Annotated in this window: 22 protein-coding genes and 2 pseudogenes; 13 read left to right on the top strand and 11 right to left on the bottom strand. The window is 72.4% G+C overall.

All coding sequences use genetic code 11. The annotated features are described in order from the left end of the window. Positions 1-882: 882 nt before the first annotated feature. The 5 genes and pseudogenes from AC6CKD_RS18400 to AC6CKD_RS18380 form a co-directional block, all read left to right on the top strand. Positions 883-1575, top strand: a pseudogene (locus AC6CKD_RS18400) (YqcI/YcgG family protein); the annotation flags it as partial. 16 nt (positions 1576-1591) lie between these two features. Beyond that, positions 1592-2473, top strand: a complete 882-nt coding sequence (locus tag AC6CKD_RS18395) for an arginase family protein (RefSeq protein WP_498328541.1) — start codon at positions 1592-1594, stop codon at positions 2471-2473. Between the two features lie 44 nt (positions 2474-2517). Beyond that, positions 2518-3084, top strand: a pseudogene (gene dapF, locus AC6CKD_RS18390) (diaminopimelate epimerase); the annotation flags it as partial. 55 nt (positions 3085-3139) lie between these two features. Next, positions 3140-3676, top strand: a complete 537-nt coding sequence (locus tag AC6CKD_RS18385; protein WP_498328616.1) for a hypothetical protein — start codon at positions 3140-3142, stop codon at positions 3674-3676. 371 nt (positions 3677-4047) lie between these two features. Next, entirely contained in the window at positions 4048-5559 is a 1512-nt protein-coding gene (locus AC6CKD_RS18380) for an FUSC family protein (RefSeq protein WP_498328612.1), read from the top strand. Here AC6CKD_RS18380 and AC6CKD_RS18375 read toward each other — a convergent pair. After that, entirely contained in the window at positions 5533-6558 is a 1026-nt protein-coding gene (locus tag AC6CKD_RS18375) for a LuxR C-terminal-related transcriptional regulator (RefSeq protein ID WP_498328540.1), read from the bottom strand. The two genes, AC6CKD_RS18380 and AC6CKD_RS18375, sit on opposite strands and share 27 nt — an antisense overlap. Positions 6559-6694: 136 nt before the next feature. Between AC6CKD_RS18375 and AC6CKD_RS18370 the strand changes: the two genes are divergently transcribed. The 3 genes from AC6CKD_RS18370 to AC6CKD_RS18360 all read left to right on the top strand — a co-directional run bounded on the left by AC6CKD_RS18370 (position 6695) and on the right by AC6CKD_RS18360 (position 9511). After that, the gene (locus AC6CKD_RS18370; RefSeq protein ID WP_498328539.1) at positions 6695-6979 is read left to right on the top strand and encodes a hypothetical protein; all 285 of its coding nucleotides are present in this window, start codon (positions 6695-6697) and stop codon (positions 6977-6979) included. A 240-nt stretch (positions 6980-7219) separates the two neighbouring features. Further along, positions 7220-8368, top strand: coding sequence for a nitric oxide synthase oxygenase (locus AC6CKD_RS18365; protein ID WP_498328538.1), 1149 nt, complete (start codon positions 7220-7222; stop codon positions 8366-8368). Positions 8369-8422: 54 nt separating this feature from the next. Beyond that, entirely contained in the window at positions 8423-9511 is a 1089-nt protein-coding gene (locus tag AC6CKD_RS18360; RefSeq protein ID WP_498328537.1) for a lactonase family protein, read from the top strand. Between the two features lie 111 nt (positions 9512-9622). Here AC6CKD_RS18360 and AC6CKD_RS18355 read toward each other — a convergent pair whose 3' ends face one another. After that, the gene (locus AC6CKD_RS18355; protein WP_498328536.1) at positions 9623-10537 is read right to left on the bottom strand and encodes a sirohydrochlorin chelatase; all 915 of its coding nucleotides are present in this window, start codon (positions 10535-10537) and stop codon (positions 9623-9625) included. Positions 10538-10646: 109 nt separating this feature from the next. After that, the gene (locus AC6CKD_RS18350; protein WP_498328535.1) at positions 10647-11333 is read right to left on the bottom strand and encodes a uracil-DNA glycosylase; all 687 of its coding nucleotides are present in this window, start codon (positions 11331-11333) and stop codon (positions 10647-10649) included. 186 nt (positions 11334-11519) lie between these two features. Here AC6CKD_RS18350 and AC6CKD_RS18345 point away from each other — a divergent pair, with 186 nt between their 5' ends. Then, entirely contained in the window at positions 11520-13127 is a 1608-nt protein-coding gene (locus AC6CKD_RS18345; protein ID WP_498328534.1) for a vWA domain-containing protein, read from the top strand. Positions 13128-13211: 84 nt separating this feature from the next. Here the strand turns inward: AC6CKD_RS18345 and AC6CKD_RS18340 are convergent, their stop codons facing one another. After that, positions 13212-14303: a WD40/YVTN/BNR-like repeat-containing protein gene (locus AC6CKD_RS18340; RefSeq protein ID WP_498328533.1), complete on the bottom strand. Its 1092-nt coding sequence runs from the start codon at positions 14301-14303 to the stop codon at positions 13212-13214. A 203-nt stretch (positions 14304-14506) separates the two neighbouring features. On the opposite strand from AC6CKD_RS18340, the gene AC6CKD_RS18335 reads away from it, so the two are divergent. Both AC6CKD_RS18335 and AC6CKD_RS18330 read left to right on the top strand, forming a co-directional pair. Beyond that, positions 14507-15607 carry an NADH:flavin oxidoreductase/NADH oxidase gene (locus AC6CKD_RS18335; RefSeq protein ID WP_498328532.1) on the top strand — a complete coding sequence of 367 codons (1101 nt, stop codon included), beginning with the start codon at positions 14507-14509 and terminating at the stop codon, positions 15605-15607. Positions 15608-15733: 126 nt separating this feature from the next. Continuing rightward, the gene (locus AC6CKD_RS18330) at positions 15734-16081 is read left to right on the top strand and encodes an ArsR/SmtB family transcription factor (protein ID WP_498328531.1); all 348 of its coding nucleotides are present in this window, start codon (positions 15734-15736) and stop codon (positions 16079-16081) included. Between the two features lie 28 nt (positions 16082-16109). On the opposite strand, the gene AC6CKD_RS18325 is transcribed toward AC6CKD_RS18330, so the two are convergent. Next, positions 16110-17465, bottom strand: coding sequence for an FAD-dependent oxidoreductase (locus tag AC6CKD_RS18325; RefSeq protein WP_498328530.1), 1356 nt, complete (start codon positions 17463-17465; stop codon positions 16110-16112). A 52-nt stretch (positions 17466-17517) separates the two neighbouring features. After that, positions 17518-18168, bottom strand: a complete 651-nt coding sequence (locus tag AC6CKD_RS18320) for a DUF305 domain-containing protein (protein ID WP_498328529.1) — start codon at positions 18166-18168, stop codon at positions 17518-17520. Positions 18169-18253: 85 nt separating this feature from the next. Between AC6CKD_RS18320 and AC6CKD_RS18315 the strand changes: the two genes are divergently transcribed. After that, positions 18254-19732, top strand: a complete 1479-nt coding sequence (locus AC6CKD_RS18315) for an LVIVD repeat-containing protein (protein ID WP_498328528.1) — start codon at positions 18254-18256, stop codon at positions 19730-19732. On the opposite strand, the gene AC6CKD_RS18310 is transcribed toward AC6CKD_RS18315, so the two are convergent. The 4 genes from AC6CKD_RS18310 to AC6CKD_RS18295 form a co-directional block, all read right to left on the bottom strand. Next, the gene (locus AC6CKD_RS18310) at positions 19729-20358 is read right to left on the bottom strand and encodes a TetR/AcrR family transcriptional regulator (protein WP_498328527.1); all 630 of its coding nucleotides are present in this window, start codon (positions 20356-20358) and stop codon (positions 19729-19731) included. The two genes, AC6CKD_RS18315 and AC6CKD_RS18310, sit on opposite strands and share 4 nt — an antisense overlap. 37 nt (positions 20359-20395) lie before the next feature. Beyond that, positions 20396-21094, bottom strand: coding sequence for a phosphatase PAP2 family protein (locus AC6CKD_RS18305; protein ID WP_498328526.1), 699 nt, complete (start codon positions 21092-21094; stop codon positions 20396-20398). Positions 21095-21165: 71 nt separating this feature from the next. Further along, positions 21166-22104 (bottom strand): M56 family metallopeptidase, encoded by a 939-nt coding sequence (locus AC6CKD_RS18300; protein ID WP_498328525.1) that lies wholly within the window; start codon positions 22102-22104, stop codon positions 21166-21168. Positions 22105-22199: 95 nt separating this feature from the next. Further along, entirely contained in the window at positions 22200-22754 is a 555-nt protein-coding gene (locus AC6CKD_RS18295; RefSeq protein WP_498328524.1) for a DUF5134 domain-containing protein, read from the bottom strand. 133 nt (positions 22755-22887) lie between these two features. Here AC6CKD_RS18295 and AC6CKD_RS18290 point away from each other — a divergent pair, with 133 nt between their 5' ends. Next, positions 22888-23427 (top strand): GNAT family N-acetyltransferase, encoded by a 540-nt coding sequence (locus AC6CKD_RS18290; RefSeq protein ID WP_498328523.1) that lies wholly within the window; start codon positions 22888-22890, stop codon positions 23425-23427. 42 nt (positions 23428-23469) lie between these two features. On the opposite strand, the gene AC6CKD_RS18285 is transcribed toward AC6CKD_RS18290, so the two are convergent. Next, entirely contained in the window at positions 23470-24162 is a 693-nt protein-coding gene (locus AC6CKD_RS18285; RefSeq protein ID WP_498328522.1) for a glycerophosphodiester phosphodiesterase, read from the bottom strand. Positions 24163-24319 lie beyond the last annotated feature (157 nt).

The raw sequence follows: 24319 nt of genomic DNA, 5'->3' as shown, positions 1-24319 counted from the left end.
CGCTCTGCCACGCCTCGGCGATGGCGAGTGCGGGTGAGGGCGCGCATGGCGGAACGGCTGGGTCCAATTGTTGGGGCACCAGTCCGGGAAACCCAGGAATCTCGGGGGAGGTGGTGTATCCGCCGGTTCCTGTACTTGCCGCTTCGTCGTCATGACGAATGATCAACGATTGAAACGCTAACACGACGGTCTGTCGCATACGAGGTCATGAAATCGACTACTTGTCGACCAATGACGAGCATTTCTGGCACTCCGGCAGGTGCACCGAAGGGAGTGCCCCCTCATGTGCCTTGCTTCTAAAGGTCGACCCGAGCTGGCGCCTTCGATGCGGGTGTAAGGTTCTGGTTTGCGACTTCCGGCCATTGAATCGATGGCTGACCGGCGAAGCGGCCTTCAGTTGCATGGACATGCCGCGACAACTCCTTGTGTGGGGTGGCTCTTCGGTGAATCGACGCGCGTGCCGGGCCTTGGAGAGGCTGGTGATCATGGCTGAAATTCATCATTTGATTGCACCGAGTTCAGGTGGTGAGACGCTCCAACCTTTTGTTTGACATGCCTGAATGTCATTGGCATAGTCCTCGAATTGCGAATGGGTGAACGGGTGTCCATCGGGCAGTGGTCGTGCGTCGGATTTCAGTGGCGGATCTGCCATGCACCCGCAAAAAGTGGAGTTGACACTCCGGCTGAGCGTGCCGTGCCGTTTACTCATTTCGGAACTCGTGGCAACCACGAGGAATCCCTCTGCTCGTCCTGCCGACCCCTCCCGTGCATTTCCGTGAGCTACGGATGTGGCGAGAGCGCGCGGTTGAGGCGGCATGAATCCCCTCTCCGTGAGGGCCTTTGCGCGCCATTTGGAGCATGATGTAGATCCGCGGCTTCCGCGTGATTCGAATCCGCTCCCGGGCTTCGCGCAGCGTTCGCCACACCCGGCACGCCGCAGCTTCCCGCCCGAGGGGCTCAGTTCTTCGTAGTTCTTCGCACCAAGGCGGTGCGGATGCCCGCGCACCAGGCGGGGAATCTCCGCGAAGGAAGAGACACGGTGTTGAACAGACTGAACGCGGCCACCCGATTAGTTTCCCGGGGCCATGTTCTCGAGGATGCGAAGGCGTGGCACCAAGCCGCCTTCGAAGACGTGCGGAACCGCCTTACGGACGCCGGCTTCCCGTGCGTCTTCTCGAGGAACGCATTTCGGAAGGACCTCCTCAAGTTCATCTTCGTGGAAGACGCGGAGGAAGACGGCGTCCGGCACCTGGGGGAGGGCCTCAAAAGTACGTCGAGCTGTCCCGGGGATGGGACGGCGCACTGGACACGGCCTATCCGCTCGTCGTGGTCTTCTCACCGGACGCGGTGGGAACGCACTCCGTCGAGGCCTACCAGTCCTTCGGCTGGCGGGTGCTCCAGAGGCTGCACGAGATCGACCCGGAACCCTGGCCGGAAGACGTGGCCACGAATCCCGAATCCGAGTCCTGGTCCATGTGCTTCAACGGAATGCCGCTGTTCGTGAACATGAGCAGCCCCGCCCACGAGGTCCGCAGGAGCCGGAACCTCGGGCGGCACTTCGTGCTCGTGGTCGACCCGCGAACGGTTCGACGTGTTCGCCGGCGATACGCCCAGCGGTCGCAAGGTGCGGGCCAACATCCGCAGCCGGATCGACCGCTACGACGGGACCCCGCACGCCGCGCAGCTCGGAATCGAAGGCGCGGCGCGCACCGCGCGGGCGCTGGAGGAGCGCTACGGGCTCACGGGCCGGTACGTCGGCAAGCCCGCTCCGCCCGTCGACGACGACTGGAGCGTCAGCCTGCCCGAAGCGCGGGAGACCCTGAACGGGTTGGGCGAGGCCGTCGCCGAGAGCCTGCGGGGCGACAACCTCACGGTGCTGGTGTCCAACACGTGCTCGGCGAGCCTGGCCGCGCTGCCCCTGGTCGCCCGGCAGCACCCCGACGCCGTGGTGCTCTACATCGACGGGCACGGCGACTTCAACACCCCGGACACCACCGGCAGCGGCCATCTCGGCGGCATGGTGCTGTCCGCCGCGTGCGGACTCTGGGACAGCGGGCACGGCGCCGGACTCCAGCCGGAACAGGCCGTCCTCGTGGGCTCGCGCGACATCGACGAGGCCGAGCGCGACCTCATCCGGACGGCGGGCGTCCGCGTCATCCCTCCCGAGGAAGCGACGGCGGAGGCGGTCCCGGCCGCGGTGGGGGACGCCCCCGTCTGGGTCCACATCGACTGGGACGTCCTCGAACCCGGCTGCGTGCCCGCTGACTACACCGTCCCGGGCGGGATGCTGCCGACGCAGATCCGGGCGATCTTCGAGGCGATTCCGCCGGCCCGGCTCCTCGGCGTCGAACTCGCGGAGTTCAACGCCCCCAGCGACCCCGAAGTCCGGGAAAGGGCCGTGTCCGTCATTCTGGACATGGTGGCCCCGGCGTTCGAGGGCGCCCGGGACCACCGGTCGCCGGAGCGGGCGTGAGAGGCGCCACGGCCGCGGCTCCGGCGGCGCTGCCCTTCACCAAGATGCACGGCGCCGGGAACGATTTCGTCGTACTCGACCTGTGCGGGGCCCCGGACCCCACGCCCGATCTGTGCCGCGCCCTCGCCGACCGGCACACGGGCGTCGGCAGCGACATGATCCTGGGAATCAAGGAACCGCGCAGTCAGCGGGCCGTGGTGTCCTTCGACATCTGGACCGCCGACGGCTCCCCTTCCCGGCAGTGCGGCAACGGCGCCCGGTGCGTCGCGGCCTGGGCCGTCCGGGCCGGCCTGGCCCCGGGATACCGGTTCGACGTGGACAGTCCGAGCGGCCCGCTTCCGGTGGAGATGCTGGACCCGTCGTCGTTCAGCATCGCCCTGGCGGTACCGGACTTCGCGCCCGCCAGCCTTCCCCTCACCGGCTTCGACCGTGAGAGCGAGCTGTACGAGGCCGACGTGGAGGGTGAGGGGCGGGTACGGTTCGCGGCCGTCTCGATGGGAAACCCGCACGCGGTCCTCGAGGTCGACGACGTATCCGCCGCCCCGGTGGGCCGATTGGGCCGGGCCGTACAGGACGCGCCCTTCCTTCCCTCCACCGTCAACGTCGGTTTCGCCGAGGTGGTCTCGCGTGAGCGGGTGCGCCTGAGGGTCCACGAGTTCGGGGGCGGTGCGCGGCTTCCTCGCGGCGCACCCGCAGGCCGCCGCCTTCGTCGTGAAGCCGACCGACGGCTGCTACTCGAAGGACGTCCGCCGCTACGCCCGGTCGCTGGCCGCCGACGCTCCCGCGCACATCGCCCGTCTGTTCGCGGGGGGCAGCCACGTCATCCTGCAGCCCTACGTGGAGTCCGTAGACCGGCACGGTGAGACCGACCTGACCTTCTTCGACGGCGAGTACAGCCACGCCATTCACAAGGGCGCGATGCTCATGCCCGACGGGACCGTGCACGTGCCGACGCTCGACTTCCGCACGGGGCGCGTCGCGGACGAGGACGAGCGAGCCGTCGCCGCGGCCGCGCTGGCCGCCGCGCAGGCGCGCCTCGGACTGGAGCGGCCCCTGGTCTGCGGCCGGGCGGACCTGGTCCGCGGGGTGGACGGCACCCCGATGGTGCTGGAGATGGAGCTCTGCGAGCCCTCACTGAACCTGTCCTTCGACGAGGACAGCGCACTGCGGTTCGCGCAGGCCCTGGCCGAGCGGCTGAAGTAGGGGACCGGGACCGGCCGAGGTGGGCCCAGGAGCCGGCCGCGGGATGCTCTCGGGGGGTCGGCCGGAGGCGGCGGCCGGCCCGGTTCCGAGGTGCTGGGACTGCGGCACGGCCACTGGCCCCGCCCGGCCGACCGAACCGCCTCATGACTGGGCCAATGGCACAGGCGCTCGGTGATGTGTTGAGCCACTGCCCCTTTACATGCTTATCCTTGGCCTATCCATGCATAATCGGCGCCGCGCAGCGCCGGACGGCAACGAGGCCGGATCCGGAGCGCGGTGCCTTCGTCGTGTCTGCGCGCGCCCACCACCCCCGGGCGGCCCGCGGTGCGGCGAGAGGCAAGACAGGGGGGCGGCCGACCGCCGTGAAGAGAATGTTTGTGGCTCCGGATCCGGGGCGCGTGAGGCTGAGGAACTCGTCCCGTGCGGTGATCGGCGTCGGCCTGGCCGTCGCCGTGGCCGAACTCGCCGGGCTTTCCCTGACCGCCTCCATCACCGGCGGACTGGCGGCCCTGCTGGCCCTCTTCACCGTCACCGACGCGACCGTACGCCGGCAAGCGGTGACGACCGCGCTGCTGCCGACGGCCGGGCTTCCGGTACTGGCCCTCGCCACCCTCCTGCACGGGGTACCCCTCGCCCGTGACGCGGCCTTCCTCCTCGTCGTCTTCTGCGGTGTCTACGCCCGCCGATGGGGCCCGCGCGGACACGCGCTCGGGATCTTCGCGTTCATGAACTTCTTCATCACGCAATTCCTCCATGCCGTCCCCGCCCAGCTCCCGGAGCTGTACGCGGCGGTCGGCCTGGCCCTGGCCGCCGCGAGTGCGGTGCGGTTCCTGCTCTGGCCCATCGAGCGGCGCACACCGCCGCCCGCCGCACCGGCGCCGCCGCCCGGCCGGGGGCTGGCCCGGCCCACCACCCGCCAGGCCTTCCAGGCGACCGCCGCCTGTGCCGTCGCCCTCTCGATCGGGCAGGTGCTCTCCGAAGACCGCTGGTACTGGGCCGTCGGGACCGCCTGGTGGATCTTCGTCAACACGGCCTCGCGCGGGGAGACCCTGGTCCGCGGCTTCCGCAGGGTCCTCGGCACGGTGTTCGGGATCGGCGCGGGCGTGCTGATAGCCATCCCGCTGAACGGGGCGCCGGCTCCCACGGCCGTCCTGGTGGCCCTCTGCGTCTTCGGGATCTTCTACACCGCCGCCGTGTCCTACAGCTGGATGATGCTGGCCGTGACGGTGATGGCCGGCCTGCTCTACGGACTGCTGGGCGTACTCGATCCCGGTCTGCTCGTCCTGCGCCTGGAGCAGACGGCCGTCGGCGCGGTGTGCGCCGGGCTGGCCGTGATCCTGGTGCTCCCGGTGACCACGCACGCGACCAACGACCTGTGGATCCAGCGCGCGCTGCGCTGTGTGCGCACCTGCACGGCCGAGGCCGCGGCCCGGCTCGCCGGCTCCCCGGTCGCCGACCCGGCGCCGCACGCCGCGGAGCTGGAACTGTTCCTGGGCCGGGTACGGCTCTCCCTGGCCCCGCTCGTCCACCCGCTGAGCCCCTACCGCGGCCGCAAGGCCAGGGCCCGCCGGGTGCTGGCGCTGCTCGACGAGTGCGCCGTGGAGGTCCGCGGGCTGGTCGCGGTGGCGGCGGACCCGGACGCGAGCCACGACGCCCGGCTCGCGGCGGCGTGCTGGCGCGTGGAGGCCGCCGTAGAGGCCTTGCTGGCGCCGGAAGCGGAACGCGCCGCGGAGGCGGAGCACCGGTCCGCCGTCGAGGCCGTGCACCCCGCGCGCGGCGCCTCGGAGCCCGCGCTGGCGCATCTGCACGGTCTGGAGCGGCTCCTCGCCCAGCTCGACGGACCCCTGCGCAGTGCGTCACGCTCCCCGCTGGTGGGCGCCTGACCCGGGTGGCCCGGGCGCGTTCCGGCCGGCGTCGAGGACTCCGGCCTTCGCGAGGCTGAAACCGAGTTCGGCCCTGCTGCGGCTGCCGAAGCGGGTCGAGGCGCGTTTGATGTGCGCGCCGATGGTGCGGGTGCTCAGGCCGAGCCGCTTGGAAATGGCCTCGTCCGTATGCCCCCGCACCATGAGTTCGAGAATCGCCTGCTGGATTTCGTCGGTGAGTTGTGGCGGGCGTTGTCCCGTCGTGTCGAACTCGACGGGGACCGCCCGTTCCCACACGGCTTCGAAGGTCTTCGTGAGGTACTGGATCAGGCCGGCTTCGCGGATTTCCAAGGCGTACGCGTCATGTCCGCCCTCGGTGAGCACCGCGATGAACGCCGCCGACCGGTCGCACACGATCAGCCGCTCGAACCTCTCGCCCACCGTCCGCACCTCGGCGCCCTCCCGGGTGATCCGTTCCATGTGGGCGAGCGTCGGCCCGTGCGCGCGGACCGTGTGGCCGTAGATCGTGCGCTGGCGGACTCCCCGGCCGGCCAGGGAGAGATCGCGGGGCAGCGCGTCGGCGAGCGCGCCGGAGGGCCGGCCGCCCTCGGGGTGCGCGCTGAGCAGCTCCTCCGAGCAGGTCTCCAGGGCTTCCTGGACGGCGGTGTCGATGACCTCGCGGCCGATCAGCGGCTGTACGTGGGTCTGGTGGTGCCGGCGTTCGTGCCGGTAGACGGCGTCCATCGGGGCGAGGGAGGCGATCAGCGTGTCGAGCGCGGCCCGCTGGTCCAGGATGGCCCGCTTGATCGGCCGGGCGAGGGTGATCGCGGCGACCGAGGGAGGTACCGGGAGGTGGTCGGGGGAGCCCTCCGGCTTCCGCAGCAGGCCGAAAGTGATCAGGCACCTCGGAACGGTCCCCGATAAACCGCCCTCGCGCAATGCCCTGCGGTAACCGGCCGCGCAGTCGCCGCAGATCGACGTGCAGCCGTCAATGTCGGGATGTGCGGTGTTGGTGTTCATCTGGACCCCCTTCTTGTTCCGGCAATGCAAGATCAGGATGCCTCGGCCCGTTGGCCGCGGGGGAGGGGAACGGCAGGATCCTTCCTGCCTGGTGATCGCGAAATGGCCCACATGACCGGTGGCGGGAGTGGCGACGGTGAAGCGAGACATTCATTCCGAGCGCAGGATTCCGCCGGCGGGACTGAGCGAGGCGCTGGACATGCTGGCCCGGGCGCGCAAGGCCGTGGACGATGCGTACGGATCCGACGAGCAACTCGCCCGGGTGGCTCTGCACTTGATCGACTGCGCCGCCGACGCCGCGGCCCTGCTCTCCCGCGAGGACGGCCTGGAGGCGGCCCGCGAGGCGCTGGGCTCCGCCCGCTCCGCGGTGGTCGCCGCCACCGCCGCCGTGCGCGTGATCCACGACGAAGCGCGCGTCTGAGCGATCGGGTCGGCAGCCGGTCGGTCGGCCCGGTGATGCCGCGGATGGTACGTCCCCCCATGTCCCGTCCGCAGGCGGATGGATGAAGATCACACGGAGGAGTGTTCCGGGCGCGCCTTCCGCACGGCCGCTGACCTGCGACGTGTACAACGGGTGATTGTTCATTGCACATTCATCCGGCGTGGCGCCTCTTCACGGCGCGCGGGGTGGACCTGGTCGGACAGGGGGTAACCGCCCGGAATGGAAATACTTCAACAGCGCGCCGGCACCGCTCAGGTGTGGGAAGCGGCCGAGGAGTTCATCCGACTGTTTCACAGGGAGAACCCGCACGCGGGTGATCCGCGCGAGCGGCTCGCCGCCGTACGGGCCGAGCTCGCCGAGACGGACACGTACCGGCACACTCCCGAGGAACTGGAGCACGGCGCCCGCGTCGCGTGGCGCAACAGCAACCGCTGCATAGGCAGGCTGTACTGGAACTCGCTGCGCGTCCGCGACCGCCGCGGGCTCACCGACGCCGACGGGATCGCCGAAGAGTGCTTCGAGCACCTGCGCGAGGCCACCAACGGCGGCCGGGTGCGGCCCACCATCACGGTCTTCGCCCCCGACACCCCGGACCGCCCGGGACCGGTCATCTGGAGCGAGCAGCTGGTCCGGTACGCCGGCTACGGCGACCACCCCTCGATAACCGTCGGCGACGCCCGCAACGCCGAACTCACGAACGCGCTGCTCGCCCTCGGCTGGTCCCGAGGCCCCGGCACCCCCTTCGACCTCCTTCCGCTGGTCGTGCAGGGGGTCGACGACAAACCCCGCTGGTTCGACGTCCCCCCGGACGCCGTCCTGGAGGTGCCCATCGAGCACCCCGACGGAGCGGCCGGCGGTGACGGCTGGTCGGACTGGGGCCTGCGCTGGCACGCCGTACCCGCGATCTCCAACATGTGCCTGGAGATCGGTGGCATCCACTACCCGGCGGCGCCCTTCAACGGCTGGTACATGGGCACCGAGATCGGCGCCCGCAACCTCGCCGACACCGACCGCTACAACCTGCTGCCCGCCGTCGCCCGCCGCATGGGCCTCGACACCGCCAGCGACCGCTCCCTCTGGAAGGACCGGGCGCTCGTCGAGCTCAACCGGGCGGTGCTGCACTCCTTCGACCGGGCCAAGGTCACCATCGCCGACCACCACACGGAGTCCAGGCGCTTCCTGACCCACCTGGAGAAGGAGGAGCGCAAGGGCCGTGACGTGGGCGCGGACTGGTCCTGGATCGTGCCGCCCATCTCCGGGTCCGCCACCCCGGTGTTCCACCGCACTTACGAGGACCGGCCGAGCTCGACGGCCTACGTCCACCACCCCGGCGCCCAGGAACGGGCCCAAGGACGGGATTTGGTCTAGACCTTCTGTTACCGTCGCTCACGAACGGATCCGGAACGGCGGAGAGGGGCTCCCGTGGGCGGCGCGGACAGTGGTGTGGGCGGTACGGACCGTACGGCCGACAGCGGCGGACACCGGGCCTGGATCGGCTCGTTCACCTCGGGGGGCGGCCGCGGTGTCACCACCGCGGCCGTGGATCCGGCCACCGGAGCGCTGAGCGTGCTCTCGGCCACGGACGCGGTCGCGGACCCCTCGTACCTGGCCCACGACCCCGCCGTCGGCGTGCTGTACGCCGTGAGCGAGGCCGAACAGGGCGCCGTGGGCGCCTTCCGGACCGCCGCCGAGGGGCTGACCCCCCTCGGCGCCGTCGTCCGCGTCGGCGGCTCCGGCCCCACCCACCTCGGCTTGGCCGGGCGCCGGCTGCTGACCGCCAACTACACCTCCGGCAGCGTCAGCAGCCTCCCGCTCGCCGCCGACGGCTCGATCGGGGAACCCGCCGCCGTACTCGCCCACCAGGGCTCCGGGCCCCACGCGGGCCGGCAAGAGGGCCCGCACGCCCACCAGGTGCTGCCCGCCCCCGGCGGCCGCTGGGTGCTCAGCGTCGACCTCGGCACCGACTCGGTACGGGTCTGCGCGCTCGACCCGCACACCGGGGCCCCGGTCCTCCACGCCGAAACAGCGCTGCGCGCCGGGACCGGCCCCCGGCACCTCGCCTTCCATCCCTCCGGCGAGGTGGTCTACGTACTGCACGAGCTGGAGCCGCAGCTGACCGTCTGCCGTTGGAACGGGGAGTCGGGCGTGCTGGAACCGGTCGCCGAGGTTCCGGTCGCGTCCACGGGCGCTCCAGGGGCCGCGGCGGCCTACCCCTCCGCGGTCGTGGCCTCCGCCGACGGCCGTTTCGTCTGGGCGGCCGTCCGCGGAGCCGACACCATCGCCACCCTGTCCCTCGCCGGCGGCGCGGAGAAGCCGCTGCTCACGGGCACCGTGCCGTGCGGGGGCAGTTGGCCGCGCGACCTCGCCGCCGACCCGTCGGGGCGCCGCCTGTACGCGGCCAACGAGCGCTCCGGCAACGTCACCTGGTTCGACGTGGACCCGCTGACCGGCGAGCCGCGCCGGGCCGGTTCGGTGGCCGTGCCCGCCGCCACCTGCGTGGTCTTCGGCTGAGGCCCGGTCCGGCCGTCGAGCGCCGGACGTACGAGGGCCCGCGCCCCGGCTCGTTCGATTCGGAACGGTCCGGGGCGCGGGCCCTCGTACGTACGACATGAGCGGGCGGGGTCAGTGGGCGGCGGCGCCCAGGGTGATCCCGAGGGCGGCGGAGTACTGCGCGACGGCCAGCTTGCCGAGCGCGGGGTACGCGCCGAGCACGTCGGCGGCGCTGCAGCCGGCCTCCTTGCAGGCGGTGTCGAGGAGCCCCTCGGCGGCCTCCGGGCCGATCAGGTACGGGGCCAGTGCGAGCTGCGTCGAACCCTCGCGGCGGAGCTGGTCGGCGATGGCGGCCACCGAACCCTCCTCGTCCAGCGCGGCGGCCATCACCGGCACGGCGAGACGGGCGGCCAGCAGCATGCCGGTGATGCCGGCGGCCTGCACGGCCTCCTCGCCGCCGGTGGTGGCCAGGACGATGCCGTCGGCGGCCGTGGTCACGCTGAAGAGCCTGGCGCGGTCGGCGCGGGCGAGTCCGGCCTCGGACAGCCGCACGTGCAGCGCCTCGGCGAGCAGCGGGTGCGGACCGAGCGGGTCCGCCAGCTCGGCGGCGGCCGAGGAGTCCATCAGGGCCTGGCGCATGCGGCGCAGCAGGCCCCCGTCGGGGCCGGCCAGCAGGGGCACGACCACGGCGTCCGGGCCGGTCGGCGCGGGCACCTCCTGCCCGGCGGCGCGGGCGGACTCCGCGCGCGCGGAGCGGTCGCGGGCGACGGAGGTCAGCACGCCCGACAGGGACGGGAACTCGGAGGCGTCGTCACCGTCGAGGAAACCGACCCGGGCGTCCAGGCCCGGCAGCTCGGAGCGGCCGATGCTGATGATCTCTTCCGCGAGCCCCCGCGAGGAGGCCGAGGGGGCACCGGGCACGGCGAGCACCAGCGCGGGCGCGCCCTCGGGCGCCACCGCGGGCTCGGGCCGGCGGTGCCGTCCGGTCTGGCGGGGTCGCGGCATTCGTACGGGCAGGCCATTTGCGGGCCCAGTGGGGGAGCTCATGGCGCCGCATGCTACTGGTTTATCGAAACTGGGTGTTCGGGCAGGGTCTTCTTCGGCGGCATCTGTCCGTATTTATCCGAGGAATGTCAGATACCGTTCAGGCCTTCGGTCACCCTGCGGCGGGAAGCCGCCAGTCCACGGGCTGCGCGCCCTGGCGGACCAGGAGGTCGTTGGTCCTGCTGAACGGCCTGGAGCCGAAGAACCCGTTGTCCGCGGACATGGGGGAGGGATGCACCGATTCCACGGCCGGCAGCTCGCCCAGCAGCGGCCGGAGGTTGCGCGCCTCGCGCCCCCACAGCACCGACACCAGGGGCTTGCCGCGGGCCGCGAGAGCGCGGATGGCCTGTTCGGTCACCGCCTCCCAGCCCTTGCCGCGGTGGGCGTTGGGCTTGCGCGGGGCGGTGGTGAGCGAGCGGTTCAGCAGCAGCACGCCCTGCCGGGTCCACGGAGTCAGATCCCCGTTCCTGGGCCGGCCCGTGCCGAGATCGGCGTGCAGTTCACGGAAGATGTTGTCGAGGCTCGGAGGCCACGGGCTGACCTCGGGGGCCACGGAGAAGGAGAGGCCGATCGCGTGCCCCGGCGTCGGGTACGGATCCTGCCCGACGATCAGCACCTTCACCTCGTCGAAGGGCTGCTGGAACGCGCGCAGCACGTTCGCGCCCGCGGGGACGTAGGTCCTGCCCGCCGCGATCTCCGCGCGCAGGAAGTCGCCCATCGCGGCGATCTGCGCCGCCACCGGCTCCAGAGCTCGGGCCCAGCCCGGCTCGACGATCTCGTTCAACGGTCGTGCTGCCACGGTCGATCACTCTACTGGCCCAGTCCGCCGCCCGTGTACCGCGTACGGCCGCCCGCTCGCGCGGGGCCTCCGGCGCCCCCGCGGCGGCCCGTTGTCGGTTCGATACCTGTTCGCAACAGGTTCGATTGCTCCAACTCCTCTTCCCCGACGTCACATTCAACACGGATGACGTTCGAGGGAGACGGTATGGAGCCCCACGAGGACCGCACGCCCAGCACGCCCAGCACCCCCGGCACCTCCCGCAGAGGGCGTCCGGCCCGGCGGAGAACCCACGGCAGACTGACCGCCGCGCTCCTCGCCGGCGGCCTGCTGCTGACCGGCTGCGGGAGCGGCGGCCCGAACCGCGTCGCCGACGGGGAGTGGAAGGGCGGCGACTCCGCGCCGCGGCCGTCCGCCACCCGATCCGGCGGAGGAGCCGCCGAAGGGGAGAGCGACGGGCGGCGCCCCACCGGACCGCCCGCCGACTACCTCTCCACCTTCGCGCTCGACGTGGACACCGCCAGCTACGGGTACGCCCGCCGCACCCTCGCCGACGGCAAACTGCCCGACCCCGCCACCGTGCGCCCCGAGGAGTTCGTCAACAGCTTCCGGCAGGACTACCAGGAGCCCGACGGCGACGGCTTCACCGTCACCGTGGACGGGGCCCGCACCACCGAGGCGAACTGGTCGCTGGTCCGCGTCGGCCTCGCCACCCGGGTCGGGAACGGCGGGGCGGACGGCGCCGAGGCCCGGCCGCCCGCGGCGCTCACCTTCGTCGTGGACGTGTCCGGCTCCATGGCCGAGCCCGGCCGCCTCGACCTCGTCCGCACCTCCATGAACCTCATGACCGACGAGCTCCGCGAAGACGACTCGGTCGCCATCGTCACCTTCAGCGGCGAGGCGCAGACGCGGCTCCCGATGACCCGCGTCGAAGGCCACCGCGAACGGATCCACGAGGTGGTCGACGCGCTGCGCACCGCCGACTCCACCAACGTGGAGGCCGGGGTCGTCCGCGGCTACGAGGTGGCGGTCGAGTCGCTGCGGGGCGGGGCCACGAACCGCGTCGTCCTGCTCTCCGACGCCCTGGCCAACACCGGCGCCACCTCCGCCGACACCATCCTGAAGCGGGTCGGGGAGGCCCGGACCCGGCACGGGATCACCCTGTTCGGCGTGGGCGTGGGCAGTCAGTACAACGACGCCTTCATGGAGCGGCTCGCCGACCGGGGTGACGGACACACCACGTACGTCTCCGACAAGGAGGGTGCCCGCAAGGTGTTCTGCGAGGAACTCCCGGCGCACGTGCAGCTGCGGGCCCGCGACGCGAAGGCGCAGGTCGCCTTCGATCCGCAGACCGTCGAACGGTTCCGGCTGATCGGCTACGACGACCGCCGCGTCGCCGACGGCGACTTCAGGAACGACTCCGTGGACGGGGGAGAGGTCGGCTCCGGCCACACCGTGACCGCGCTGTACGCGGTACGGCTGCGCCCGGGCGCCACCGGACACCTGGCGACGGCGACGGTGCGCTGGCTGGACCCGCGCACCCGGGCGCCCCACGAGGAGTCCGGCCGGATCGAAGCGGCGGCCCTGTCCGGCGACGTGTGGACCGGAGCGTCCACCCGCTTCCAGGTCACCGCGGTGGCCGCCTACTTCGCCTCCGCCCTGCGCGAGCGCGACGGCGGCTGGGAGCGGGTGCCGGGCGCCCTCTCGCTGGGGAGCCTGGCCGGGCAGGCGGCCCGGCTGGCCGGGCACACCGAGGATCCGGCCGTACGCCAGCTGGCGCAGGCCGTGCGCGAGGCCGGTCGGCTCACCGGCTGAGCGCCCGGACGGGGTACGGGCCGCCGTCGCCAGGTCCGGGCCGGCTCTTCCGGATCCTGACCGGCAAGATCCGAGAGAGACGGCCTAGCCGTCCAGCACGGCGGCCCGTACGCACAGGACGTCGGGGAGGTGTTCCGCCAGCAACTGCCAGCTGTCCCCGTCGTCCTGGCTGGCGTACAGCTCGCCGTTGCGGTTGCCGAAGTAGATCCCGGCCGGGTCCGCGTCGTCCGTGCAGAGCGCGTCCCGCAGCACCGTTCCGTAGTGGTCCCCGGTCGGCAGGCCCTTCGTCAGGGGCTCCCAGCTCGCGCCCGCGTCCCGGGTCCGGAAGACCCGGCAGCGGTGCTCCGCCGGGACGCGGTCGGAGTCGGCGTTGAGCGGGAAGACGTAGGCGGTTCCGGGCCGGTGCGGGTGGGCGGCCACCGCGAAGCCGAAGTCGGAGGGCAGGCCGCCGCCGATGTCCGTCCAGCGGGTCCCGGCGTCGTCGCTGCGGTAGACGCCCCAGTGGTTCTGCAGGTACAGCCGGCCGGTGTCCCCGGCGTCCTGGGCGATCTTGTGCACGCACTGGCCGAACTCGGGATCCGGATCGGGCAGGAACACCGCCGAGACCCCGTGGTTGGACGGGGCCCAGCTCGCCCCGCCGTCCTTGGTCCGGAACACCCCGGCCGTGGAGACCGCCACCGTGACCAGGTCCGGGTCGCCCGGGTCGGTGATCACCGTGTGCAGGCCCTCGCCGCCGCCGCCCGGGACCCACTTGTCCCGGGTCGGGTGCTCCCACAGGGGGCGGACCAGCTCGAAGGACTCGCCGCGGTCGGCCGAGCGGAACAGGGCGGCCGGCTCGGTCCCCGCGTAGACCACGCCGGGGGCTTCGGGGCCGGCCGGATGGAGCTGCCAGACCCGCTCCAAGGAGGCTCCGGTGTCCTCGGGGAACTTCACGGCGGCCGCGGCGGGCTCCCGCCAGGTCGCGCCCAGGTCGTCGGAGCTGAAGACGGACGGCCCCCAGTGCGTGCTGTCCCCGGCGACCAGGAGCCGGGGCGCGCCGCCGCGCCGGTCGACGGCGACGGCGGAGACCGCCTGGGCGTTGAACTGCGGCTCACCGAACTCCCACGTGCCGCCGGATCCCCGGCGGCCGATGAACAGTCCCTTGCGGGTCCCCACGAGCAGTACCACGTCGGTCATGGCCGACACCTCCGGACGTCTTTGTCCTGCACGGCAGCTGTTCCGCCAGTCTGCACCCGACCACTGACAGAGGGAGGGCGCCGCGCGCGAGTCCGCCCGGTCATACGAAGGGTCTCGTACTACGAGAAGTTTCGTAGTACGGTGACTCTCGTACTTAGCGGCCGGTTCCCCGGTGCGCTTCCAGCCGGCTCTGGAGACCCCTCATGAGTGCTGCCCCCGCATCCTTCGCCGCCCTGTTCCAGCCGTGGACCATCCGCTCGGTCACCCTTCCGAACCGGGTGTGGATGGCCGCGATGTGCCAGTACAGTGCCGAACCCTCCGGTCCGGACGCCGGGCTGGCGAACGACTGGCACTTCGCGCACTACGCGGCCCGCGCCACGGGCGGCACCGGCCTGATCATCCAGGAGGCCACGGCCGTCGCCCCCGAGGGGCGGATCTCGCCGTACGACCTCGGCATCTGGAACGACACCCAGGTCGAGGCGCTGCGCCGGATCACCTCGTTCGTCAAGAGCCAGGGCGCGGTCCCCGGGATCCAGCTCGGCCATGCCGGCCGCAAGGCCTCCACCGACCGCACCTGGAAGGGCGGGCTGCCCGTCGGCCCCGAGGCGCACGGCTGGCAGCCCAGCGCCCCGAGCCCCGTGCCGTTCTCCGCGGACCACGAGGTGCCGCACGAGCTGACGGTCCGGGAGATCCGGTACGTCGTGGAGCAGTTCGCGGCGGCGGCCCGGCGCTCCCTCGACGCCGGCTACCAGGTGGTCGAGATCCACGGCGCCCACGGGTACCTGATCGGCGAGTTCCTCTCCCCGCACAGCAACAAGCGCACCGACGAGTACGGCGGCTCCTTCGAGAACCGCACCCGCCTCGCCATCGAAGTCGTCGACGCCGTACGGGCGGTGTGGCCCGAGGAGCTGCCGCTGTTCTTCCGGATCTCCGCCACCGACTGGCTCGAGGAGGACGGCTGGACCGCGGACGAGACCGTCCGGCTGGCCGGCCTGCTGGAGGAGCACGGCGTGGACCTCCTCGACGTCTCCACCGGAGGTCTCGCCCCCGGCGTGACGATCCCGGTCGGCCCCGGCTACCAGGTGCCCTTCGCGGCCCGGGTCAAGGCCGAGACCAGCCTCCCGGTCGCCGCCGTGGGGCTGATCACCGAGCCGGAGCAGGCCGAGAAGATCCTGGCCAACGGCGAGGCCGACGCCGTCCTGCTGGGCCGCGAGCTGCTGCGCGACCCGTTCTGGGCCCGCCGCGCGGCCGTGGAACTCGGCGCCGAGATCCGTACGCCCGAGCAGTACCACCGCTCCTGGTGAACCTTCGCGGCGCGGGGGGCCGGCCCCCGCGCCCCACCAGGCCGTCCGGCTCCGCTCCTACGATGGTTCTCGTACGATGGAGACACACCGGGAATCGCAGTATCACCCAGCGAGTGGAGTACGGACATGACGGAACGTGACGCGGCCCGTGTCCTCGCCCACCCGGAGGCCGACGAGATCCGCCTCGAAGGGGTCCTGCACGCGCTCTCCGACCCGGTCCGGCTGTCGATCGTCCGTGACCTCGCGGCCACGGACGCCGAGCTGGCCTGCTCGCACTTCGAACTCCCGGTCACCAAGTCCACGACCACGCACCACTTCCGGGTCCTGCGCGAGAGCGGTGTCGTCCGCCAGTGCTACCGCGGCACGGCCAAGCTGAACGGACTGCGCCGTGCCGAGCTGGCGGAGCTGTTCCCCGGGCTGCTCGACGGCGTCCTCGCGGCGGCCGCCGCCGAAGAGGTGCGCGACCGGGGCTGAGGCGACCCCGAGCCCAGCCGCCCGGGGATCAGTCCGTGTCACCCGCCGCGGCCAGCAGACCCGCCCAGTCCGGGATCTTGACGGAGCGTCGGCCCAGGGACCGCCCGAGGGTCGCCTCGGCCGTCTCGATGGCCAGCCACCCCGGCCACCGGACCGGTCGCAGCCCCGCCTCCCGCAGGGCCTCCAGCGGGTCCCGCTCCCGTTCGCGGCGGGCCAGTGCCCCCGCGTCCTGGAGCAGTGAGGAGGCCGTCTCCTTCGCGCAGGGCCGGTTGGTGCCGATGACCCCGGTCGGGCCGCGCTTGATCCAGCCCGCCACGTACTCGCCGACGGAGGCCCGGCCCTCCCGGAGCACCCGGCCCGCCGCGTGCGGGACCGTACCGCGCCGCTCGTCGAAGGGCAGCCCGGCCAGCGGAACGCCCTGGTACCCCACCGAGCGCAGGACCAGCTGCGCCGGGACGTCCTCGTAGACCCCCGTGCCGGTGACCCCGCCCAGGCCGTCGGGGGCAGTCCGCTCGAACCGCATCCCGGTGACCCGGCCGTCCGGTCCGCCGAGCACCTCCACCGGGCGCAGGAAGAACCGCAGCGAGATCCGCCGGTCCCCGCCGCTCGCCGGAGCCGCCGCCCAGCCGCGCAGCACCTCCACGTTGCGCCGGTTCACCGCCGGCAGGGCCGCGCCCGGGTCCGCGTACGCCGGGTCGAGGGTCAGCTCCGCCGGGTCCGCCAGCGCGTCCACGCCCGGGAGCGTGCCCAGCTCGCGCAGCTCCTTGGTGGTGAACTTGCCCTGCGAGGGCCCGCGCCGGGCCACCATGTGGACCGCGCGCACCGCGCTGGCGCCGAGCGCGCCCAGGGCCGGCTGCGGCATGTCCGTGGGGGTCAGCTCCGGCACGCCCCGGGCGAGGATCCGCGTCACGTCGACCGCCACGTTCCCGGCGCCGACCACGATCGCCGAATCCACCCCGGGCAGCCCGAAAGCCTCGGCCGCGGCGTCCGGATGGCCGCTGTACCAGGCGACGAAGGCCGTGGCGGAGTGCACCCCGACGAGGTCCTCGCCGGGGATGCCGAGCATCCGGTCCCGGGCCGCGCCGACGCAGTAGACCACCGCGTGGTACAGCTCCAGGAGCCGCGCGGTGGGCAGGGCGTCCCCGCCGACCTCGACGTTCCCGAGGAAGCGGATCCGCTCGTCCTCCAGCACGGTGCGCAGGCTGCCCTGGAGGGACTTGATCTTCTCGTGGTCGGGGGCCACCCCGTAGCGCACGAGCCCGTACGGAGCCGGCAGCCGGTCGAACACGTCGACGAGGATCCCCGGCACCTCACGCTGCTGTACGAGTGTCTGTGCGGCGTAGACCCCGCTGGGGCCCGATCCGACGACGGCGATACGAAGCACGGCGGAGCTCCTCCCGCAGGTGTTCCCAGCATGACACCGGGTGCCCGGGCCGTCAGCCCATCGCGCGCATCCGGTGGATCTCGGCGCTCTGGGTGGCGGCCACCTCGTTGGCCATCTCCTCCACGACGGCGTTGTTGCCGGAGGCCAGGACCTCGCCGGTCATCTTCAGGGCGCCCTCGTGGTGGGCGGTCATCAGGGCGAGGAAGAGCCGGTCGAAGTCCGCCCCCCGGGCCGCGGCCAGCTCCTTGAGCTGCTGCTCGGTGGCCATGCCGGACATCGCCGCGTGGTCGTGTGCCCCCGGGTCGGCGGTGGGCGCCGGGTGGCGGGCCGTCCAGCCCTCCATCGCGCCGATCTCGGGCTTCTGCGCGGCCGCGATCCGCTCGGCGAGCCGCTTGACCCCGTCGGCCGAGGCCCGGTCCGGCGCGAGCGCGCTCATGGTCAGCGCCTGACCGTGGTGTTCGATCATGTTCCGCACGTACGCTCGGTCCGCCGCGTTGGGGGTGTCGTCGGGCAGCTCCTTCGCGGCCTGTTCGGGGGAGATGGTGCGCGCCTTCTCGCCGGGTTTGCCGGGGGCGATCACCATCGGTTTGCCGTCGGCCGCGCCGTCCGTCCCGCCGCCGTCCCGGCAGCCGGTGAGGGGGAGCAGGAGCCCAACCGCCAGGGCCGCTCCGACGATTCGCCGTGAGACTTTCGCCATGTCCATGCAAAGGACCATACTGCCGGGGTCCGCGTTCCGTTCCCACGACGGGCGGAACCGATCGGACCCATGGGAGGGCACAGTGACCTCGATGCACACCAGCAGACGGCGCAGATCCCTGGGAGTGGCCGCAGCGGCGGCCGGGCTCCTCACCACGTTACTGGCGGCCGGACCCGCGGCCGCCACCCCCGATCCGGGAGATCTGCTCCCGGGCGCGGGTGCGTCGCAGGGCGCCGCCACCGCGGCCGGCGCGGGACGGGAACTGGCGCCGGGCGAGATCCCGGGCCAGGACGAGATAGTCCACAGCCCGAACATCAAACCGCTGGCCAACATCCCCAGCAGCGACCCGAACGGGATCAACTCCGACCTGGCGTTCCAGGGCAAGTACGCCTACGGCGGCAGCTACAACGGCTTCACGATCTACGACATCGGCAACCCCAAGGCGCCGAAGAAGGTCACCGACGTGCTCTGCCCCGGCGGGCAGAACGACATCTCGGTCGACGGGGACCTGCTGTTCCTGTCCACCGACTCCTCGCGCAGCGACGACTCGTGCAACAGCGTCTCGCAGCCCGCCACGGAGAAGTCCTCGTGGGAGGGCATCAAGATCTTCGACATCAAGGACAAGAAGAACCCCAAGTACATCAAGTCCGTCGAGACCCCCTGCGGCTCCCACACCCACACCCTGGTGCCGGGCGGCCGGGACGCCTACCTCTACGTCTCCTCGTACAACCCGAACGACGCGTTCCCCGACTGCAAGCCTCCGCACGACGGCATCTCCGTCGTCAAGGTGCCCAAGAAGAACCCGACGCAGGCCGCGGTCGTGGCCTTCCCGATCCTCTTCCCGGACGGCGGCAACCCGGGCGGTCCCACCAACCCCGGCGTCTCCAAGACCACGGGCTGCCACGACATCACCGTGCTGCCCTCCCAGAACCTCGCCGCGGGCGCCTGCATGGGTGACGGCATCCTCTTCGACATCAGCAAGCCCGCGGAGCCGCGCGTCATCGACCGGGTCCAGGACAACGTGAACTTCGCGTTCTGGCACTCGGCCACCTTCAACGAGCGCGCGAACAAGGTGGTGTTCACCGACGAGCTGGGCGGCGGTGGCGGCGCCACCTGCAACGAGGCCACCGGCCCCACCCGGGGAGCCGACGGCATCTACGAGATCACCGGCCGCGGCGACCAGCGCAAGCTCGTCTTCAAGAGCTACTTCAAGATCCCGCGCATGCAGGCCGACACCGAGAACTGCGTGGCCCACAACGGCTCGCTGATCCCGGTCGGCGGCGGCCGCGACATCATGGTCCAGGCCTGGTACCAGGGCGGCATCTCCGTCTGGGAGTTCACCGATTCCACCAGCCCGAAGGAGATCGCCTACTTCGAGCGCGGCCCGCTGACCACCGACAAGCTCGGCCTCGGCGGCTCGTGGTCCGCGTACTACTACAACGGGCACATCTACTCGAACGACATCGCCAAGGGCCTCGACGTGCTGCGGCTCGACGACTGGCGCACCGACAGCGCCAAGCGGGTGTGGCTGGACCGGCTCAACGTGCAGACACAGCCCGACTACCGCTAACGGGGCGAGGGAAACGTTCCGCCGGGCGGTCCACCGTCCGGCGGAACACCCAGGTCCCAGTCCAGCCCGTACCGCTGGAACAGCTCGGCCCGCAGCCGGGCCGCCGGCATCGGCGCGCCCGGCAGCAGCACCGCCACCACCGCGCCCATCAACAGCGCCCGCAGCAGCGGGTAGTCGGTGTCCACCTCCGTGGACCCGTACCGCACGACGGTGTCCCGCAGCAGCTCCGCGAGCCGCTGCTGCTCGACGCACTGGACGAAACCCTCCGCCTGGAGGATTCCCGCCATGTGGGTCCGCATCAGCCGGGGCTGATCACCGGCCAGCCCGAGGATCGCGTCGATGGCCCGCGCCAGGCGCTCCCGGCCGTCCTGCGTACGGGGCTCCCGCTCCAGCGCCGCTTCCAGGGTCAGGTGCATCAGCCGGTGCACGGCGGACTGCAGGAGCTGGCGCTTGCCCGGGAAGTAGTACGACACCAGGCCGCGGGCGGCTCCGGCCCGGTCGGCGATGTCGCCGAGGGTGGTGGCCTCGTAGCCGCGCTCCGCGACGAGGTCGACCGTGGCCCGCAGCAGCCGCTCCCGGGAACGCCTGCGCAATTCTTCATTGACCGATGCGCTGCGCGGGGACATGCTTGCTCCTGCGTTGACTGGCTCGAAGCCAGTATACTCAGCGCACCGGACCGCCTGCTCTGGGCGACACGGGGGATCGCCCAGAGCAGGCACCGTCCGAGACCGTGAACGCCACGAGCAACGCGCCCAGCAGCCAGCCCGCCAGGACGTCCGAGAACCAGTGGACGCCGAGGTGGATCCGGGTGAAGCCGACCCCGAGCACCGAGACCGCGGCCAGGGCCAGCGCCAGGGCCGGGACGGTCCGCGCGAACGGGCGTGCGGACGGCCCATCGGACCCGCGCGCGGCCAGCCACACCAGCAGACCGCAGACCGCCATCGCGGTCAGCGCGTGCCCCGACGGATAGGCGGCGTAGTCCGCGGAGTCGACCGGATCGGGCCATACCGGCCGCTCCCGCCCGACCAGCAACTTCACCCCCTGGCTGACCACCGAGGCCGCGAGGGTGGCCAGGGCGATCCGCAACGCGCACCGGCCCTCGCCCCGCCACCACAGCCACACGCAGGCCGCGCCGGCCAGGGCCCGCATGGTCCACGGGTCCCAGACCCAGTCGGTGAGCACCCGCATCAGCCGGGTGACCCCGGGGTGGGAGACGGCGTGGGAGTGCAGCCCCCGCGCGATCCGGCCGTCGAAGGACAGGAGCGGCCCCCAGCCGACGGCCACCAGGACCGTCAGCACGGCCGCCGCGGCGAGCAGCGCACACACCAGGGGGGTTCGCAACCGTACGTGATCGTTCCGCATCCGCCGATCCTCGCACCCGGCGGCGCCGAATGACGCGCACGGGCGGCCCCGCGATCACCGGCGGGCGGCCCTCAGGCCAGGGTGCTGAGGCCCGGCCCGAAGGCCACCAGCAGCGGGATCGCCGGCGCCAGCGTCGCCAGGGCCGTCAACCGCAGCCGGCGCAGGGCCGACAGACGGGGTGCGGCCGCCAGCAGCCGCCGGACCCGTTCGGGGACGTGCGCGTGCGGAGCGGGGGACGGGCCGAACACCCCTCGGTCCTCGTTCAGGCCGATCAGGGCCAGGGCGGTGGTCAGGCGTCCGTACCGCCGCGAGGCCACGTCGTCGGCCGCCAGCTCCACCAGCCGGTGCATCTGCGCCTCGAACGCGGCGAAGACCGGAACCCGCGGGAACCCCCCGGACAGCGCCCGCGAACAGTGCAGCAGCCAGTCGTGCCGGGCCGCCGCGTGCCCCTGCTCGTGGGCCAGTACGGCGTCCAGCTGGCTCCCCTTGAGCCGGCCCAGCGCCGCCGTCGTGACCACCAGTCGCGGGGCCGGACCCGGCAGCCACCAGCTGTCGGGCCGCTGCCCCTCCAACACGACGAGCCGCGGCCCGATGGTCTTCTCCCCGGGCAACAGGGGAGCCCGCAGCCGCAGTTCGGCGCCCTGCGCACGCCGCCGGGCGCGGGCCCGCAGGATCTCCCGGACCAGCATCGCGCCGGTCCACAGCCCGCCGCCCGCCAGTACGGCGGCGGTTCCGCCGGCCCAGAGCCCGCCCGCGGCGTCCAGCGCGTAGGCGTCGACCACGCCGTGCGGGGCCGTGGCGAACAGTCGGCCCCGGACGGCCTGCCAGGCGGCGGCCGCGCTCAGCAGCATCGACAGCGCGAAGCACAGGAGCACGGCGCCCACCACGCACTGCCAGACCCACAGGGCCACGACGGGTTCGCGCTCGGGCCATTGGGCCCGGGCCAGCAAACGGGGTGCGAGCACCGCGGTCAGGGCGCCGAGCACCAGGAGAACGGCGGGGACCATCATGGGCCTCAGCCTAGGAGCGTGCGACTACCTGCGGGTATGGTCCGGGCCAAGGGTGACGCAGGACACGTTTGCCGGACGCGCCTGCGGCCGCGCCCTCACATCGTGAGCAGCATCGCCAACATCCCCATTCCCATGGCCAGTCGGCAGGCGCGGATCACTTCCGCCGGTCCGGCGGGGGCTCCGGTGCCGCCCGTGGCGCCGACGGTGACCAGCCGGGCGCCGCCCAGCACCACGTACCCGGCGTAGTAGACGAGCAGCAGGCCGGTGAGGAGCGGCAGCCCGGCACCCTGCCCGTGGGCGTGGCCGGAGGACACGCCCACGGTGCCCGACCCGGCGGCCAGGGCCATGTAGACCATGGTCAGCGAGCCCACGAGGTGGTGCGCGTGGTGCGGGCCGCCGCGCAGCAGCCACAGGGCGTGCAGCGCCGCCCCGCAGAAGACCGCGACGAGCACGGGTGCCTGCCATCCGCCGCCCAGCCGCAGCGGCACCGCCATCAGGGCCATGCCGAACCCCATCGCCGCCTCCCCGGCCGCCGGTCCGCCGCCGGCTCTCCCCGCGCGCCGCAGACAGTACGCACCGCTCGCCGCGCAGAGCAGGACGAGGAGCCAGGCGGAGACGGAGGTGGAGAGGGACGTGGCGGGACCGTGCACGGCGGAACCTCCCGGTTCGTCGGCTTCACCGGAAGAGATGCCCCCTTCACACGGCCATCACGCCGGGCGAGGTTAGGCTCTGTGCGACCACCGAAGCAGCACGTCGCAGACCTCGCGCAGAACGGAGCCCTCGATGCCGAGCGCCGCCCCCCGGGCCTTGACCTACCGCAGTGCCGTGGAGGCGGACATCCCGGCGCTCGTGGAGCTCGTGGAATCGGCCTACCGGGGGGTCGCGAGCCGCGGCGGCTGGACCACCGAGGCGGACTTCCTGGACGGGCAGCGGACCGACGCCGAGGACGTGGCCCGGATCGTCGGGCACCCCGAGGGCATGCTCCTCGTCGTGGAGCGCGCCGGCGAGATCGTCTCCTGCTGCCACCTCGAACACCGGGGTGACCACGTCTACTTCGGCATGTTCGCGGTCCGCCCCGGACAGCAGGGCGGGGGCCTGGGCAAGACGGTCATGGCGGAGGCGGAGCGCCGTGCCCGCGAGCAGTGGGCGGCCAAGGAGATGCGGATGACCGTGATCAACGTACGGGAGGAGCTCATCGCCTTCTACGTGCGCCGTGGCTACGAGCGCACCGGCGAGCTGAGCCCCTTCCCCTACGGGGACGAGCGGTTCGGCGTTCCGCTCCGCGACGACCTGGCCTTCGAGCTGCTGGTCAAGCCGCTGTAGTCGCGGGGGCGGGGCGGCCCGCCGCCCCGCCGTCCGGGATCCTCAGGCGGTGAAGCGGCCCGTGGAGCGGATCTCGGGGAAGTCGGTGAGCACGCCGTCGAGTTCGAGGGCCCGTGCCAGCCGCAGCCGCTCCAGCGTGTTGACCGTCCACCCCGTCACGCGCAGTCCGGCCTCGTGCGCCGACTCCACGGTGTGCAGGGTGAGGTGGGCGATGCCGAGGGCCACCGTCTCCGCGCCCGCCAGGGCGGCCCGGGCGACGACCTCCCCGGCGTCCGCCGGCGTCTGGTTCGCGTAGAGCACGGTCCGTACGCCCGGCACCAGGCGGGCTGCCTCCACGAGCACCTCGTCGCGGAAGGAGGCCACTTCCACCCGGCCGGTGAGATCGCGGCGCAGGAGCAGCTCCGCCAGGGTCCCGAGGGCGGCGAGGTCGTGGACCTGGATCCGGAGCGGGGCGCGGACCGCGCCGACGACCTCGTCGAGGACCGGCACGCGCTCGCCGTCTCCGGCGTCCAGTTCGCGCAGTTCGGCCAGGGTCAGATCGGCTACGGATCCCGACCCGTCGGTGGTCCGGTCCACATCGGCGTCGTGCAGGACGACGAGGGCGCCGTCCTTGCTGAGCCGCACGTCCAGCGCGACGACGTCCATGCCGGAACGTTCCGCGCGGACGAATGACCGCAAGGTGTTCTCCGGTTCGACACCCATGACCCCGCGGTGCCCGATGGTGAGGAAAGTCAAGGTTCTCTCGCTTCCGTCGACGGCGGCTCCCCGCGCGGTCGCGGTGTCCCGACCGGCCGCGCGCGATGTGAGGACGCATGCTAGTGCGCCCCGTGTGCGATGAAACCGGCTTTGCGGGGGCTCCGCAACGCCGCCCCGCCGCTTCCCGACGGGCTCG

The organism is Streptomyces sp. GQ60, from assembly GCF_059758875.1.
The sequence above is the reverse complement of the archived record's forward strand: the minus strand, read 5'-3'. Positions and strand labels throughout refer to the sequence as shown.

Bases quoted from the DNA above. Each gene is read 5' to 3' on its own strand.
- AC6CKD_RS18355 (WP_498328536.1), bottom strand. From the start codon at position 10,537: ATGAGCTCCCCCACTGGGCCCGCAAATGGCCTGCCCGTACGAATGCCG.
- AC6CKD_RS18330 (WP_498328531.1), top strand. From the start codon at position 15,734: ATGACGGAACGTGACGCGGCCCGTGTCCTCGCCCACCCGGAGGCCGAC.
- AC6CKD_RS18310 (WP_498328527.1), bottom strand. From the start codon at position 20,358: ATGTCCCCGCGCAGCGCATCGGTCAATGAAGAATTGCGCAGGCGTTCC.
- AC6CKD_RS18305 (WP_498328526.1), bottom strand. From the start codon at position 21,094: ATGCGGAACGATCACGTACGGTTGCGAACCCCCCTGGTGTGTGCGCTG.
- AC6CKD_RS18375 (WP_498328540.1), bottom strand. From the start codon at position 6,558: ATGAACACCAACACCGCACATCCCGACATTGACGGCTGCACGTCGATC.
- AC6CKD_RS18365 (WP_498328538.1), top strand. From the start codon at position 7,220: ATGGAAATACTTCAACAGCGCGCCGGCACCGCTCAGGTGTGGGAAGCG.
- AC6CKD_RS18345 (WP_498328534.1), top strand. From the start codon at position 11,520: ATGGAGCCCCACGAGGACCGCACGCCCAGCACGCCCAGCACCCCCGGC.
- AC6CKD_RS18290 (WP_498328523.1), top strand. From the start codon at position 22,888: ATGCCGAGCGCCGCCCCCCGGGCCTTGACCTACCGCAGTGCCGTGGAG.
- AC6CKD_RS18315 (WP_498328528.1), top strand. From the start codon at position 18,254: ATGCACACCAGCAGACGGCGCAGATCCCTGGGAGTGGCCGCAGCGGCG.
- AC6CKD_RS18335 (WP_498328532.1), top strand. From the start codon at position 14,507: ATGAGTGCTGCCCCCGCATCCTTCGCCGCCCTGTTCCAGCCGTGGACC.
- AC6CKD_RS18380 (WP_498328612.1), top strand. From the start codon at position 4,048: ATGTTTGTGGCTCCGGATCCGGGGCGCGTGAGGCTGAGGAACTCGTCC.
- AC6CKD_RS18340 (WP_498328533.1), bottom strand. From the start codon at position 14,303: ATGACCGACGTGGTACTGCTCGTGGGGACCCGCAAGGGACTGTTCATC.
- AC6CKD_RS18300 (WP_498328525.1), bottom strand. From the start codon at position 22,104: ATGATGGTCCCCGCCGTTCTCCTGGTGCTCGGCGCCCTGACCGCGGTG.
- AC6CKD_RS18320 (WP_498328529.1), bottom strand. From the start codon at position 18,168: ATGGACATGGCGAAAGTCTCACGGCGAATCGTCGGAGCGGCCCTGGCG.